General features: G+C 46.4%; 12 protein-coding genes. 4 read left to right on the forward strand and 8 right to left on the reverse strand.

The features are described 5' to 3' along the window. Positions 1-235: 235 nt before the first annotated feature. From B0181_RS10190 to B0181_RS10205, 4 genes are all read right to left on the reverse strand, one after another. Entirely contained in the window at positions 236-2,086 is a 1,851-nt protein-coding gene (locus tag B0181_RS10190; protein WP_078277403.1) for a DEAD/DEAH box helicase, read from the reverse strand. Between the two features lie 541 nt (positions 2,087-2,627). After that, entirely contained in the window at positions 2,628-2,972 is a 345-nt protein-coding gene (locus B0181_RS10195) for a hypothetical protein (RefSeq protein WP_078277391.1), read from the reverse strand. 9 nt (positions 2,973-2,981) lie between these two features. Continuing rightward, positions 2,982-4,091 (reverse strand): S1 family peptidase, encoded by a 1,110-nt coding sequence (locus B0181_RS10200; RefSeq protein WP_078277392.1) that lies wholly within the window; start codon positions 4,089-4,091, stop codon positions 2,982-2,984. 94 nt (positions 4,092-4,185) lie between these two features. After that, positions 4,186-4,377 carry a hypothetical protein gene (locus B0181_RS10205; RefSeq protein WP_078277393.1) on the reverse strand — a complete coding sequence of 64 codons (192 nt, stop codon included), beginning with the start codon at positions 4,375-4,377 and terminating at the stop codon, positions 4,186-4,188. 335 nt (positions 4,378-4,712) lie between these two features. Here B0181_RS10205 and B0181_RS10210 point away from each other — a divergent pair, with 335 nt between their 5' ends. Together B0181_RS10210 and mutM are read left to right on the forward strand one after the other, a co-directional pair. Continuing rightward, positions 4,713-7,088, forward strand: a complete 2,376-nt coding sequence (locus B0181_RS10210) for a RelA/SpoT family protein (RefSeq protein ID WP_078277394.1) — start codon at positions 4,713-4,715, stop codon at positions 7,086-7,088. A 126-nt stretch (positions 7,089-7,214) separates the two neighbouring features. Then, a complete protein-coding gene (gene mutM / locus B0181_RS10215) occupies positions 7,215-8,141 on the forward strand; it encodes a bifunctional DNA-formamidopyrimidine glycosylase/DNA-(apurinic or apyrimidinic site) lyase (protein ID WP_078277395.1) in 927 nt (308 codons plus the stop codon). 425 nt (positions 8,142-8,566) lie between these two features. Here the strand turns inward: mutM and mscL are convergent, their stop codons facing one another. Then, positions 8,567-8,995 carry a large conductance mechanosensitive channel protein MscL gene (gene mscL, locus B0181_RS10220; RefSeq protein WP_078277396.1) on the reverse strand — a complete coding sequence of 143 codons (429 nt, stop codon included), beginning with the start codon at positions 8,993-8,995 and terminating at the stop codon, positions 8,567-8,569. Positions 8,996-9,315: 320 nt separating this feature from the next. Continuing rightward, positions 9,316-11,163, reverse strand: coding sequence for a translational GTPase TypA (gene typA, locus B0181_RS10225; RefSeq protein ID WP_078277397.1), 1,848 nt, complete (start codon positions 11,161-11,163; stop codon positions 9,316-9,318). A gap of 205 nt (positions 11,164-11,368) precedes the next feature. On the opposite strand from typA, the gene B0181_RS10230 reads away from it, so the two are divergent. Further along, entirely contained in the window at positions 11,369-11,665 is a 297-nt protein-coding gene (locus B0181_RS10230) for a type II toxin-antitoxin system RelE/ParE family toxin (RefSeq protein WP_078277398.1), read from the forward strand. 8 nt (positions 11,666-11,673) lie between these two features. Next, complete coding sequence (locus B0181_RS10235) at positions 11,674-11,940, forward strand: addiction module antidote protein (protein WP_078277399.1); 267 nt, start codon at positions 11,674-11,676, stop codon at positions 11,938-11,940. A 275-nt stretch (positions 11,941-12,215) separates the two neighbouring features. Here B0181_RS10235 and B0181_RS10245 read toward each other — a convergent pair whose 3' ends face one another. Together B0181_RS10245 and B0181_RS10250 are read right to left on the reverse strand one after the other, a co-directional pair. Then, complete coding sequence (locus B0181_RS10245) at positions 12,216-13,514, reverse strand: OmpA family protein (RefSeq protein ID WP_078277401.1); 1,299 nt, start codon at positions 13,512-13,514, stop codon at positions 12,216-12,218. Positions 13,515-13,885: 371 nt separating this feature from the next. Further along, positions 13,886-14,518 carry an Abi family protein gene (locus B0181_RS10250; RefSeq protein WP_078277402.1) on the reverse strand — a complete coding sequence of 211 codons (633 nt, stop codon included), beginning with the start codon at positions 14,516-14,518 and terminating at the stop codon, positions 13,886-13,888. Positions 14,519-14,648 lie beyond the last annotated feature (130 nt).

Here is a 14,648-nt window from a genome sequence, read left to right on the forward strand (position 1 = left end):
GGGGGTGGGGATGGTATCTATTTAGGGCAAATCCTTGAATTTGTTGGGTTTTCGCCACACTCAACCCAACTTACGGTTTAGGGTTATGAATTGGAATTGTGGGTTGGGTGAGCGTAAGCACAACCCAACCTTTTTAAAATCAAGCCATTAAATTTACCAAGTTTTTATCCCACCCAGCCCACAAAAAAAATCGGACTGTACATCAGCCCGATTTTTATCGCCAAATATCAGCGATTTACAAATCGCCAAATTTACGCGCACGCTTGCCAGAGAAAAATACTTCTTCTACCATGCGTGGTTTTTTATGCGCCGTTTTGCCTGCATTGGCACGGCTTGATTTATCACGATTTGGCTTGGCATAGCCTGCTTTTTCATAGCCTTTATCATAACTTTTGTCATAGCTTGGCTTATCAAAATTCGCCTTGCGTTTTGGCGCGCGCTCACCGTTTGGTGAATACACGCCAGCACGCTCATCATAAGCACGCCCACCGTGCGCACGCTTTGGTTTGCCGTCAAATTTGCGTTCATAGCTGCGTTCGCCACGTTCTTCAAAATTGCGCTCACCGCTGCGGTCAAAACTGCGCTCACGATTAGCAAAGCGTTTTTGTCCATGATGATTGCCAGAATTACGGTTACCAAAATCACGACCGCCAAATTCTCGGTTGCCAAATTCTCGGTTGCCAAATTCTCGGTTGCCGAACTCACGCTTCTCAAAATCACGCTCTTGTCTTGCCAAATCATGACGGCGGCTTGGTTTGCGTCCATCTTGTCTGCCAAATCGTACGCCACGCTCGCCTTTGGTTTTGTCGCTACGCTTATTGCGTTTTTCTTCCAGCGGTCTGGCACGTTTTGGCTCAAGCCCTTCTACCACCGCTTCTTTCATGGTGCGTTTTAGATAGCGGTTGATGTTATTTAGCTGCTTACGGTCGTCCATGCTGCACAAATTCATCGCCACGCCTGTACGCCCAGCACGACCACAGCGTCCGATGCGATGCACATAATCTTCCACTTGGCGTGGCAAATCGTAATTCACCACATGGCTGATTGCCGAAATGTCAATACCGCGCGCCGCCACGTCCGTTGCGATAAGAAAATCGCATTTGCCTTGTTTGACGTCATTGATGATGCGGTTGCGCTTGGCTTGTGGCAAATCACCATGCAAATAGCGCGCCTTGAATCCAGCGTCATTTAGGCTTTCTGCCAACGTTTCGGTGCTGCGCTTGGTGGCGGTAAAAATCACCGCTTGATTGATGTCACCACTGGCAAGCAAATTCGTCAAAATCGCATTTTTATGATAAAAATCATCGCAATAATACACGCTTTCATCAATGTGCGCGCTTTCAATCTTGATAGAAACACGCTCAGGATTGACGGTGAAACTCTCGGCAATCTTGCCCACCGCACCGTCCCACGTCGCTGATGACATGATGGTTTGGCGTGCGCTCGGTGCTGCGTCCACGATGGCACGAATATCATCGGCAAAGCCCATATCCAGCATACGATCCGCTTCGTCCAAAATCAGCGTGTCAAGCTCGGACAAATCCACACGCCCTTCGTTCAGATGGTCAATCAAACGCCCCGGCGTGGCAATCACGATTTGCACGCCCTTGCGCAGCGCACGAATTTGCCCACCATAAGGCGCGCCACCCACCAAAGGCACGCTGAACACGCCTTTTAAACCGCTGCCATAGCCACGCACGTTATCCTGCACTTGCAAGGCAAGCTCGCGCGTTGGCGTAAGAATCAGCGCCTTAATCATCGGTTTTTGGTAGCGATTGTGCGATTTTTGGCTAAAATTTTCCTTGTCAGCGGCTGGTTTGACAGGATTGGCAAGGCGATTTAGCACAGGCAGCACAAACGCCGCCGTCTTGCCAGAACCCGTTTGCGCAGACAATAGCAAATCTCTGCCGTTCATGGCGTGCGGAATTGCCATCGCTTGAATGGGCGTTGGGCGTGTGTAGCCGCTGTTTTTTAGCGCATTTAAAATGCGTGAATGCAGCCCCAGCGTCTCAAAGCTCACTTCTTGCTCGTCAGTGTTTGCGTTTTTGTCGTGCAAAGTTGCGCTGTGTGCGCTGGCATCGCCCATCACGGCTGGGTTTGCGGTGTGTGTTTGAGTTGATGAAGGGGTGGTGAAATTAGTCATACAATGTCCAAAACAATCAAACGACAAACGCACAAAAAGCACGCCTGCGCCTTTTATCAAAAGCGTGTCGTTTGTAAAAATAGAAATTCTGCTGTGGTTAGTCCGCTCGCCAATACGCCAAAGCGCACTTTTGGCAAGCCATCACTGTCATTAGGAAGGTTGAAAAGCATCTTGGCTTGTCTGCTGATGACAACTCATTGCAAGTTGGCAGCAAGCCTGAAAATGGCAGCACCAGTCGTCCGAAGCATCACAAGCGTTAAGCTTAATAATGAAAACATTCATCGGGTCAGGCGCACAAATCAAAAACTCAAATCACACAGCGTGCTGATGGCAGTCTAATCTACCGACTGCAAGCGGTAAATTATAGCACAGATTTTAACCATTGTGGGAAAATATCACCAAAATTTTGACAAGTTTGGCAAACAGACAAATAAAAAATCGGACAGGCAGCGTCCGATTTTTTGGTAAAGATAACAATGATAGGCTATGGAGATATGCGCCTTACAGGTGTGATTTGCACCGGTAATTTGGTAATTTGGCTAAGCTCACGCTCCATTTTAGCAAGTTTTTTGAGCGTATATTTGTCATAAAACTCTATTTCAATATCAAATTTGTGCGTTCTATGATCAAAACCTGCAGCCAGCCACTGAGCGTTATTGGCTCGCGCCCACTTATCCACACCCTCCATTATTGCTGGGTCTTGAACTCGTTGCAATACAATCTCTTCGGTTGTGGTGCTGGGCATGGCTGGCGTTTGCATAGTGGCGCAAGCAGTGAGCGCAGTTGCCAGCAAAAGGATTGCTGGCAGTTTATTGGTTGGTTTTAGCATATTTTACACCTATGGAGCAAGCGCCAATTTAGCTGGCAATTCGGAAAGATAATCTAATGACGAAGCATAAATTACTGGATTTCCATCTTTTGTGACAGTGCCTGCTGAACAGCCACTAGTAATGCCGTAAGCTATTGAGCCATTAATAACAGGTCCGCCACTATCTCCACTAGCGCATCTTAATGCAGGTCCAGAAAAAGAAACAAAAGTTGCATTACATACGTCTTGGGCAGTATTACAGGCTTTTAAATATTCATCACCAACCTTCTTAGTTTTATCAACAGATAGCACGGTTACGCGAACACCTGAAATAGTGCCACAGCTAAAGCCTGTTTTTACGCCCGAATGGCACACATAAGATTGACCTATCTTTAAGTCTGTTCTTTTGCCTTGCGAGCGTACAAATTCTGGCTCGCTACCTTGCACACCATGCTTATTATATCTGGCATTTAATGCCGTGCCAACAGGTGCAAGATATACCGCCATATCATGATTTGCTGACGGCTTGGGAGTTTGTAGTGTCAGCATATGCCTTGCACCTTCGTGATCTTGCAAGACATAATTTTTCTCGGTGCCATTATTTGTGCAGTGATAAGCTGTTACAACCCCCGGCTGATTATTCTCTCCACGCACACCAAATCCCGCTGTACATCTACCAGCTATTGACTGCATTTCAACACCGCCCATCAATGCTGCTGTTGCAATCGGCGAACTCAGCAGCTGCACTTCCACTTCCATGCCGGACAGTTTGTCAATTTTGTACTTTTCGATCAGCTCGCTGGCGTCTTTTGCGCTTGGGTCATAGATGGACAAAACCAGCTTATCCGTTGCTGGATTATAACCCAACGACTGAAAACCTGCGATTTTCTTGCTCAGCACTTTGGCTTGATTATTGATGATGTTTTCAATCGCACGAAAATTTCTCGGCGAATTTGGTATAACTTCAATTTGCAATTCAGGAAAATTTTCGCTGGCAAATTTCAGCACATCTCTTGATTTTTGCCCTTTTTTGGTGGTGCGAATGACGATTTTAAAATCCTGCGTATGGTCAAAAAACACACCCGCAATCATATCTGCGCCAAATTTCTCAATCACTTTTTCAGAGATTTGGCTAGTCATTTATAGATATAGTCAAAGCAATTTAGCTTGAGACAAGGCGGCGAGCCGCAGATAGTACAAATAGTACAGCAAGGCGAGCCAACGACGTATCAAGCTAAATTGAGAAGACTATATTGAGCCGTCTTTGGATTTCTGCTTTAAACACTCCATAATCTTTGGCGTAAAACTGCGCAATGGTCTGTGGCACAGGCGGCAAATCATTTGCCATCGCACTTGCCGCTGCCATCACAGAAGTTGCAAGTAGTGCCAATGAAGTTTTGGCAAGTTGAATCTTTGCAAGTTTCATAACTTTAAACTCCCTTTATCAATTTCACTAATACCAGCTTAAAACACACCATTATTTCAAGAAGTGTTGTTATAAATGGCTGGTTTTTTTATACTGCCATACCTTCCTTACTCTCTCCCAAATTTTTAGTGAATATTTGTAAGCAGTTGTATGTTTTTATAATGCGTTGATTTTATTTACTTATTCCAAAAATCCTAAAAGTTTTTCCCCAAAATCAGCGTTTTTGCCTTTAAAAATTGGTGTGAAAATGCCATAATAGCAGACGATTTATCCAAGATTTCCCATCTTTCTTTGCGCTGTACAGCACAGCCAAACACCATCAAAAAGGACGACTTGTGGTACAGATTCGTGATAGCCTACCGCTTTTGGGTGGCAATAACAGCAGCACCGACAGCGCTTCGTTGGCGGCAAGTCTTGTGGCGCAGCAGCTGCACCCAGACTTTAAAGCGCAGCTGACCAATCCCAAGCTCACCACCACGCTTGACCACTCAAATCTGGCTGAATCGCCTGCAAATATTAGCGAAGCGGACATTGACGTGGCAACATGGATCGCCACAGTCGCCGCGCGCATTGGCAAGCCTGATTTGCCCATGCTAAAAAAGGCGTGCGATTTTGTCAAAACCCAAGCCAACAAACCCCACGTCAGCCGCTCTGGCGCATACGCCACAGGCATTGGCATGGCGGATATTTTGGCGTATTTATTCCAAGACGAAAACGCCCTTGTCGCTGCCATGCTGTACCGTGCGGCACGCCGTGAATTGGTGAGTATCAGCACCATTTGCACCAACTTTGGCGAAGACATCGCCCATTTGGTAGAAGATGCGCTGGCGATGGGACGGCTGTCTGAAAGCATCGAAAGCAATAAACGCCTAGAAGATTATTTTGAAAGCAATCAGCGCGAGCAACTTTCCACCATTTACAGTATGCTCATCAGCACCACCAATGACGTGCGTGCGGTACTGATTAAACTTGCCGAGCGCACCTTTGCCATGCGTGAGCTGTCCTTTGCGCCGCCTGACCGCCAAAAGCGTGTGGCGCGCGAAGTGATGACCATCTACGCCCCGCTTGCGCACCGCTTATCCATCGCCCAGCTAAAATGGGAATTAGAAGACTTGGCGTTTCGTTATCTTGCGCCAGATGAATATAAAAAAATTGCGTCATTGCTTGCCGAAAAACGCAGCGAGCGAGAAAGTTACATTGACAACGTCAAATCCACACTCATGGAAGCGCTTGAGCGTGCGGGCATTCAAGGCGAAGTGTCTGGGCGTGTCAAGCACATCTACTCCATTTGGCGTAAGATGAAACAAAAAAATCTGTCTTTTGATCAGCTGTACGACATCCGTGCGCTGCGAGTGCTGGTCAATACCAATGCCGAATGTTACTACACGCTGGGCGTGGTGCATGGGCTGTGGCGGCACGTTCCAGAGCAGTTTGACGATTACATCACCAATCCCAAGCCAAACGGCTACAAGTCTTTGCACACGGTGGTGATTGCCGAACATCGCACGCTGGAAGTGCAGATTCGCACCTTTGATATGCACTTTGAAGCAGAGCTTGGCAAGGCGGCGCACGTCAATTACAAAGAAGGCTTAAAAGGCAAACAAGACGACTATCTCACCGCCAAAATCAGCTCACTGCGCCAGCTGCTCATCAACGACAAAACCGATGAACAGGTCGGCGATGATGATTTAGACCTTGACAATGCCGAGCGCATTTACGTCTTTAGTCGTGATGGCGACATCACCGAGCTGCCAAAAGGCGCAACCGTGCTGGATTTCGCCTACTATGTGCATACCGAAGTGGGCAACCGAGCGCAAGGCGCGCGTGTCAATGGCCGCTATGTACCGCTCACCCATCAGCCAAAAACGGGTGATCAAGTGGAAATCATCACCAAATCCACACGCGAGCCAAACCGTGATTGGCTGGTGTCATCGCTTGGCTACATTCACACCAACCGCGCCAAATCTAAGCTGCGCCAATGGTTTAATAAGCAAGACCGTGATAAAAACATTGAAACGGGCAAAAACTTGCTGCTGCGAGAATTGGATCGCTTATCCATCAGTCTATCGCAAGTGGCGTTGAGTGATTATTTTGAAGAATTTAACGTCCGCTCAGAAGATGATTTGTATCTTGGCATTTTTATGAGCGAAATCAGCGCGGTGCAGCTGGCAGGAAAAATCGTTACCAAACAAGGACTTAGCACGCCAAGCAGCGACAGCGCTAACGAAAGCAGCATTGAAATCAAAACGCCTTCACGCCCAAATAAATACAAAATTGACCTAGAAGGCTTTGACAATGTGGAGCTGCACCTTGCCAAATGCTGCAATCCTGTGCATGGCGAGCCGATTGCCGGCTTTATCACGCAGTCAAACGGCGTCAGCATTCACAGCCAAGCGTGCAGCGAATATTTGCGCCTGCTGGAGCGTGAACCTGAACGCAGCGTGGTGGCGCATTGGCAAGAAAGTTTTGGGCGGTATCAGCCTGTGGCGGTGATGGTGGAAGCCTACAGCCGCAATGGTTTGCTGCGTGATTTGGTGCACGTCATTGACAAAGAAAAAGTGAACATTCACCGTGCCGAGACCATCAATAATGACGATGCCATCAGCACCATGAAATTTTTTGTGGAAGTGGCGGGCTTATCGCACTTATCGCGCCTGCTCAATAAAATCGAGCAGCAGCCGGGCGTGATTCACGCAAGACGCAGCACTTAAATGCTTAAAAAGACAAGCCGGCTAGGGCTGATGACGATTTTAAAAATGATTGAAAAGACGATTTAAAATCGGCTGTTTGCAACCAGCATTAGCCAGCTTTCAAACCCACAACCAAAAAGAGCAACCATGCCAGAATTGCCAGAAGTTGAAACCACCAAAGCCAGCCTTGCGCCTTTGCTTGGTGAATGCGTACAGAGCGTTGCTGTGCATCAGCCCAAGCTGCGTGAAATGATGCCGCCTGACTTGCCAAGCCTTGTCAGCTTTCGGCTGATAGACGTGCGCCGCCGTGCCAAATATCTGCTGCTGGATTTTGTCAACAGCGCAGGCGATGACCGCAAAACGCTGCTGATTCATCTGGGAATGTCTGGCAGCTTACAGCAGCACCCCGCCGAAGATGGCGCACGCAAGCACGACCATCTGCTATTTACCTTTGCCAATGGCACCGCCCTGCATTATCACGACCCACGCCGCTTTGGCATTGTGGTTTGGGCGCATAATGACGCACACATTGACACGCTCGATGGCTTTGGCGATAAATATCTGGCGCATTTGGGCGTAGAGCCGCTGGACGATGAATTTACTGGCGAATATCTGTATCATTACATTCAGCGTTTAGGACGATTTGCCAAGCTGCCAAAACTTGACAAAGACGGCAAGCCAAAACCAAGCACACCCATCGCCATCAAAAAACCCATCAAAACCGTCATCATGGATCAGACCTGCGTGGTTGGCGTGGGCAACATCTACGCCGCCGAAAGCCTGTTTTTATCAGGCATTCATCCTGCCACGCCTGCGCATTTGCTGGATTTTGACGAAATTTCCACGCTTGCCGCCCACATCAAAGACGTGCTGGGCAAAGCCATCATTCAAGGCGGCACAACGCTCAAAGATTTCACCGTGGGCGAAGGCAAAACGGGCTATTTTCAGCAAGTACTGCTCGCCTATGGACGAGATGGCGAACCTTGCGAAAACTGCCGCACGCCACTTGAAAACATCAAAATCGGTGGACGTGCCAGCGTGTACTGCCCAAAATGCCAGCCTTTAAAAAGTTGATGGATTTTTAATCGTGGTTCTTATTGAGCAGAAGTAACTTGCCAGCCTAGACGGTAGATAAGTTAGCAAAGCAATCTAAGCTGGTTAAGAAAAAACCGTAAGTTGTTTGAGCAGAGAACCGTAAGTTGGCTTAATGGAATAATCGTAAGCCCAATTAGCGCAGTGTAAGCCCAGTTAGTGAAGCATAACCCAACATTTTTAAGGCTAACTTCAAATCCATGTTGGGTTTTCGCTCCGCTCAACCCAACTTACAATTCACACACTCAGCCCAACTTACAAACCGCTCTTTAATCCAATCCACAAACCCATCTCACAAACCCACCCCACAAAAATAAAAACCCAACGTCAAAAACGCTGGGCTGGGTTGCAAACCAAATCGTATCGGCAAGGCGCACCAACAGCGCACGCCTGCCAAATCACGCCAATTATTTATCCAATTTGGCGCTGATTTCACGAAGTAGCAATACTTCTTCTGATGGCTCGTCTGCTGCTGGCTCTTCTTCTTGGGCGCGGCGCATTTTGTTCATGCCTTTCACCATCAAGAAAATGATGAACGCCAAGATAACGAAGTTAATCAGCACGGTTACGAAGCTGCCGTACGCAAGCATTGGTGCGCCTGCTTCTTTTAGTGCTTCATAAGTCATCGGCACGCCTTCTGGCGCATCGCCAAGCAGGACAAACATATTGTTGAAATCCAGCTCGCCGCCCATGATGAAAGACACGATTGGCATGATGATGTCTTCTACCAACGACGTGGTGATTTTACCAAACGCGCCGCCGATGATTACACCCACTGCCAAATCCATCACATTGCCTTTTAGGGCAAATTCTTTAAACTCTTGAATCATGCTCATGATACAAACCCTTAAATTCAAAAATAAAAGCACTCAAGCGAGTGCCAAAATTACACCAGACTATTCGTCCACCACCAATGCGACAAGCAGACGTTAAAACTTAAAGATAGAATACCACATTTGCCATACCGCTTTGTGTTTTTTATGCGTGATTGTGTTACCTTATGTAAATACCACCAACGGCTAAATACACACTCCGCACGCCATATTTTAAAAACGATAAAACGCACCACCATCGCAGTGCGTTTTATCCAGTGCTTAAACCCAAATACCGTCAAAGATTTAGATTTAAGCGGCGTTTATGCTAAGCAGCTTTTGTATCAAGCGTCTTTTTTACGGCCAAAACGCTTACGCTCGTTTTCGGTCAGATACTTCTTACGAATACGGATAGATTTTGGCGTTACTTCCACCAATTCATCATCTTCAATGAATTCCAACGCTTGCTCTAGCGTGTATTCCAGCGCAGGCGTTAGGATAATCGCATCGTCCGAACCAGACGCACGAATGTTCGTCAGCTGCTTGGCTTTGGTTGGGTTTACCACCATGTCGTCCGAGCGTGAGTTGATACCCACAATCATGCCTTCGTACACTTCAAGCTGCGGCTTGGCAAACAGTCGTCCACGCTCTTGCAAGCTAAACAGCGCATAGCCTAGGCAAGTACCCGTTACCATAGACACCAGCACGCCATTTTGACGCTTGGCGACCGTACCTTCTTTGGCAGGGCCATAATGCGAGAAGCTCGAAGTCATGATACCCGTGCCAGACGTCATCGTCAAAAATGCCGAACGAAAACCGATCAAACCGCGCGATGGCACAGTCGCTTCAATACGGATACGACCTTTGCCGTCCACTTCCATATTGCTCAGCTCGCCTTTGCGGTTGCCCATTTCTTGCATGACTGAGCCTTGGTGCTGCTCTTCCACGTCAAAAGTTACGTTCTCATACGGCTCGCACATCACGCCGTCAATCTCTTTCATGATGACTTGCGGACGTGATACGCCAAGCTCAAAACCTTCACGGCGCATATTTTCAATCAATACCGACAAATGCAGCTCACCACGACCAGAAACCTTGAATTTCTCTGGGCTGTCGGTGTCTTCCACACGCAAAGCCACGTTATGAATCAGCTCACGATCCAAGCGCTCACGGATGTTGCGAGAAGTTACAAACTTACCTTCTTTACCTGCAAATGGCGAATCATTGACTTGGAAAGTCATAGAAACGGTCGGCTCATCAACAGACAACGCAGGCAAGGCTTCCACGTTTTGCGGGTCGCAGATGGTGTCTGAGATGTTCAGTGAATCAAGACCTGTCACGCACACGATGTCGCCCGCTTGCGCACTGTCCACGTCCACACGCTCAAGTCCGTGATAACCCATGATTTTTAGGATACGGCCGTTGCGAGTTTTGCCGTCTTTGTCAATCACAGTAACAGGTGTGTTCGTCTTCACGCTGCCACGCTGAATGCGCCCAACGCCAATCACGCCCACAAAGCTGTTATAGTCAAGGCTAGAAATCTGCATTTGGAATGGGCCGTCCACATCAACTTTTGGCGGCTCAACAATATCCACAATCGTCTCAAACAGCGGTGTCATGTCGCTGGCAAGTGCGTCAGGCTCAAGCCCTGCAATGCCATTAATACCAGACGCGTACACGATTGGGAAATCCAGCTGCTCATCGGTTGCGCCTAGACTGTCAAACAAATCAAACACCTGATCAATCACCCAATCCGCACGCGCAGCTGGCTTATCAATCTTGTTAATCACCACGATTGGCTTAAGTCCACGCGCAAACGCCTTTTGGGTTACAAAACGTGTCTGCGGCATTGGGCCTTCTTGGCTGTCCACCAACAAAAGCACGCAGTCCACCATGCTCATCACACGCTCAACTTCACCACCGAAGTCGGCGTGGCCGGGAGTGTCCACGATGTTAATGCGGTATTCGGTATTGCTGCGTGGGTCTGTCCAGCGGATTGCGGTGTTTTTCGCCAAGATGGTGATGCCACGCTCGCTTTCTAGGGCGTTTGAGTCCATCACACGCTCAATCTCGCCAGAACGCTCGCCAAGCGCGCCTGATTGTTGTAGCAATTTATCTACCAATGTGGTTTTGCCGTGGTCAACGTGGGCGATGATGGCGATGTTGCGCAAATTTTTAATGTCGTTTGCCATAAATACTCAGTTCTTAAAGGGTTGTGCCAAGCACAATAGGTTGAAATGGGACGCACGATGGCGAATGCCGCCAGACGAACGTAACCGCCCATTATAGCATATTTTGTGGCGTTATGATGGGATTTTGGGAAAATAAATTCTGAGCAAGTCTTGAAAGTTTGTCTTTTTTATAAGACAATACATCAATAAAACGAGAATATGTTAAATGTATCAGTTAAAATACTTAGATCCATACATTTTATGGTTTGACAGCCTAAAAGACCCAACGACAAAACTGCGCATTTTAGCTCGGCTTGCCAGAGTGGAAAATGGCAACTTTGGCGATTACAAAGCATTAGGCGGTGGGCTGTTTGAACTGCGCACAACGTTTGGTGGCGGTGTTCGTATTTATTACACCTTGCAAGGAAATACCGTTGTTTTGTTGATTACAGGCGGCAACAAAGCCAGTCAAAGCAAAGACATAGACGCCGCACACAAATTATTACGCACCCTAAATCACTAGGAAAATCCATGAAAGAATTAGACATCGCAAGCTATTTAAAAACCGAAGATGACTATCGTGTGTTTTTACAAGAAGTTGCCGAAACGGGAACGGCTTCAGACTTTGTTCATGCGCTTGGCATTGTAGCCAGAGCCAAAGGCATGGCGCAGGTTGCCGCAGATACTGGGGTAACACGCACCGCACTATATCAATCCTTGTCAGACGCAGGCAATCCTACTTTTTCCACTGTATTTGGCGTTATGCAATCTTTGGGTTTGAAATTTGCCATCGCTTAGTTTCTTTGACTTTCATCGTATGACAGCTTAACCACAGCCATCAAGCCACAGACCCGTCAATTTATCAAAACGCTCACGCCATCGTGGGCGTTTTCCTTTTTGCGCCTTGTTTTTAACTGCGCGCTCATTTCTGCCAAAATCCATTTAAAAACCCACTCTGCCCAAACACCCAACAACACCAAACATTCAACAATACAAACGCCCAAAAGCAAAAAGCCACCAAGATGGCGGCTTTTTGTGAACTCAGTTTTATCAAACTGGCATTTCAATAAGAATTATTGAGCTGCTTTAGTTTGAGTAACTTGTTGAGTTTTGTTACCAGTGATGGTAGCAAATACGCGACGGTTCATCGCACGACCTTCAGCAGTGTCGTTTGGAGCGATTGGACGTGAGAAACCGTAACCAACTGCGCTTAGACGGTTTGGAGCAATACCGAACTCGTTTGAAAGCATTGATTTAACAGCGTTTGCACGAGCTTCTGACAAGCGTTGGTTGTATTTAGCGCTTGAGCGGTTGCTGTCTTTAGAAGCGTGGCCTTCGATGCTTGCAGTTGCGTTCGGGAATTCACGCATTTTTTCTGCAACTTTCGCTACCTCTTCACGGAATTGTGGTTTGATCGCAGACTTGTCGCGGTCAAAGAATACGCGAAGTTCTAGACGTAGGTCTTCTTGTAGCATTTCAGTTACTGGGCAGCCACGAGCGTCAACCACTACATTGCGTGGAGTGCCTGGGCAAGCATCTAGGTGATCTGGCACACCGTCCATATCGCTGTCAACAACTACGTCTTCAAGTACTGTAGGAGCAACTGGCTCTGGAGCTGGAGCTACTGGTACAGCTGGAGTTAGACGGCCGCCTAGAGTTACTTCTAGACCAGCTAGCGCTAGACCTTCCCACCAGTTGTTGTCAAAGTTGTGAACGCCACGAACTTCACCGCGTAGTGCTAGTGCGTCATTTACTAGGTAGCGAGCGCCTAGACCGATGTTACCGATGGTGTCTTTAGTTTCTGCAACTTCAGTGCCAGCTGGAACTGTTTGACCAGCAACAACTTTACCGTTGCTTGCGTCAGCAACAAATTGCTCACGGTTTTCTACTTTGATCTTAGATTGACCAGCACCGATCAATACATATGGCTTGAACTTGCTGTCGGTGTAGCCAGTGAACTGCTCAGTACCGATTAGGAAGTTACCAGTGATCATTTCTTGTTTGGCGTCAAAGCGGTTGCCACCGAAGTCTGCTGAGTATTCAGCTGCTTCAGCATTTGCTTCAGACACACCGTATTCTACTTGGAATTGAGTAGATGGGGTAAGCTCGATACCTAGTGCAGCACCAGTGTATAGGCTGTCTTCTTTAGCAACGCCACCGTTTTTTGGGTTGGTCAAGCCTTTCTTACCGCCTGCAACTTGTTCGTTGTTCAACTGCTTGCCAGTACGCAATACTTCGCGTTGCTTGTCGTCAGTTGAGTTGTCAACGTAGTGGTAACCTAGTAGTAGTGGGGTTACGGTTACGCCAGCATTTGCAACTACTGGAGCTGCTGCTGCGGCAATCACTGCTAGAGCGATTTTATTTAGTTTCATAACTTCCTCCAAAGGAATGGTCAGGGTTTTGGTTAAAAAATTTGTAACGTGATATTACTAACCGACATTTTACCATTAAAAACGCATCAATGCTACCCTGTCAGCGCAAAATCATGACAAATTTTTCAAAATATTCAAAACGAATGGGCTTAGGATACCCATATTCGCAAAAAATTACAACCTTTTTTCTATTCTAGCTACATAATGTTACATAAAAATGTCTAAATCTTAACATTTTTATATCTTTTGAAGTGTTTTGTGGTGTGATGGGCGGTTTTGTTGTTTAAGCAATAACAGCCGCTCAATAAAACATAAACAAAAAGGTCATGAATTGTTTCATAGACTGGCAAGTCAATCTATTGGTGCTTTGGCTACAACAAATGATTGATGTCTGACATTTTGTCTTGTATGGGCTGAAAACAAGGATTTGTCAGCTCTAAAAATTCTGACGATGCTGCTTGCAAGATAAAAACAATCGCCTTGATTGCTTTATTGATATTTTTATAATATATCGGTTCGTGATGCGCAATACGATTTCTTAAACGTCTGACTATTTCAATATTGGCGTACAATTCCTTTATAAATACTTCTACCGAAAGATTCTTTGGTCTATTTGGGAATACAGCATCAATCGCTTTCACCCAAACACGATTTAAATACTTTTTAGATGTAATTTCTTGCCAAAATGACAATTCTAGATCGGCAACAACTTGATTTCTATTAAATTCTAGAGATTTATTCTTGCGCATAAATTTTTTGATACTAGTATCAATTTTATGGCGTTTATATTCTTTAAGTGTGTTTAAAAATACGGTTTGAACCAACCAATTTTCACCATAAGCCACAACCAATGCCTTATCAATCATATTTCTTAAAACAACTTCGCAGTGCTGTATAGGTGTCCAGCATAATGCACATAGCTCACTATTTTTCTTATACAATTCCAAGGCTGATTTTAAAGTTTGGGTGTTTTTAATATAAGGTTGAGAGCGTTCAACGGACATTATTTGGAATATTTTTGGATTTTATCTTCATTCATATAAATTCATCCTTGATTTTTAATCAATATTTGTTATAATCAGTTTGAGAGCTTGGGGATTGTTCATGTTTTATTTAAGGGGCTGACGTAGATAA

Origin of the sequence: Moraxella caviae, from assembly GCF_002014985.1 — a bacterium.
Taxonomy (GTDB): Bacteria; Pseudomonadota; Gammaproteobacteria; order Pseudomonadales; family Moraxellaceae; genus Moraxella; species Moraxella caviae.

Excerpts from the sequence above, each read along its gene's own strand:
- B0181_RS10195 (WP_078277391.1), bottom strand. The coding sequence starts at position 2,972 with ATGCTAAAACCAACCAATAAACTGCCAGCAATCCTTTTGCTGGCAACT.
- B0181_RS10230 (WP_078277398.1), top strand. The coding sequence starts at position 11,369 with ATGTATCAGTTAAAATACTTAGATCCATACATTTTATGGTTTGACAGC.
- B0181_RS10250 (WP_078277402.1), bottom strand. The coding sequence starts at position 14,518 with ATGTCCGTTGAACGCTCTCAACCTTATATTAAAAACACCCAAACTTTA.
- typA (WP_078277397.1), bottom strand. The coding sequence starts at position 11,163 with ATGGCAAACGACATTAAAAATTTGCGCAACATCGCCATCATCGCCCAC.
- B0181_RS10235 (WP_078277399.1), top strand. The coding sequence starts at position 11,674 with ATGAAAGAATTAGACATCGCAAGCTATTTAAAAACCGAAGATGACTAT.
- B0181_RS10245 (WP_078277401.1), bottom strand. The coding sequence starts at position 13,514 with ATGAAACTAAATAAAATCGCTCTAGCAGTGATTGCCGCAGCAGCAGCT.
- B0181_RS10205 (WP_078277393.1), bottom strand. The coding sequence starts at position 4,377 with ATGAAACTTGCAAAGATTCAACTTGCCAAAACTTCATTGGCACTACTT.
- mscL (WP_078277396.1), bottom strand. The coding sequence starts at position 8,995 with ATGAGCATGATTCAAGAGTTTAAAGAATTTGCCCTAAAAGGCAATGTG.
- mutM (WP_078277395.1), top strand. The coding sequence starts at position 7,215 with ATGCCAGAATTGCCAGAAGTTGAAACCACCAAAGCCAGCCTTGCGCCT.
- B0181_RS10200 (WP_078277392.1), bottom strand. The coding sequence starts at position 4,091 with ATGACTAGCCAAATCTCTGAAAAAGTGATTGAGAAATTTGGCGCAGAT.
- B0181_RS10190 (WP_078277403.1), bottom strand. The coding sequence starts at position 2,086 with ATGGGCGATGCCAGCGCACACAGCGCAACTTTGCACGACAAAAACGCA.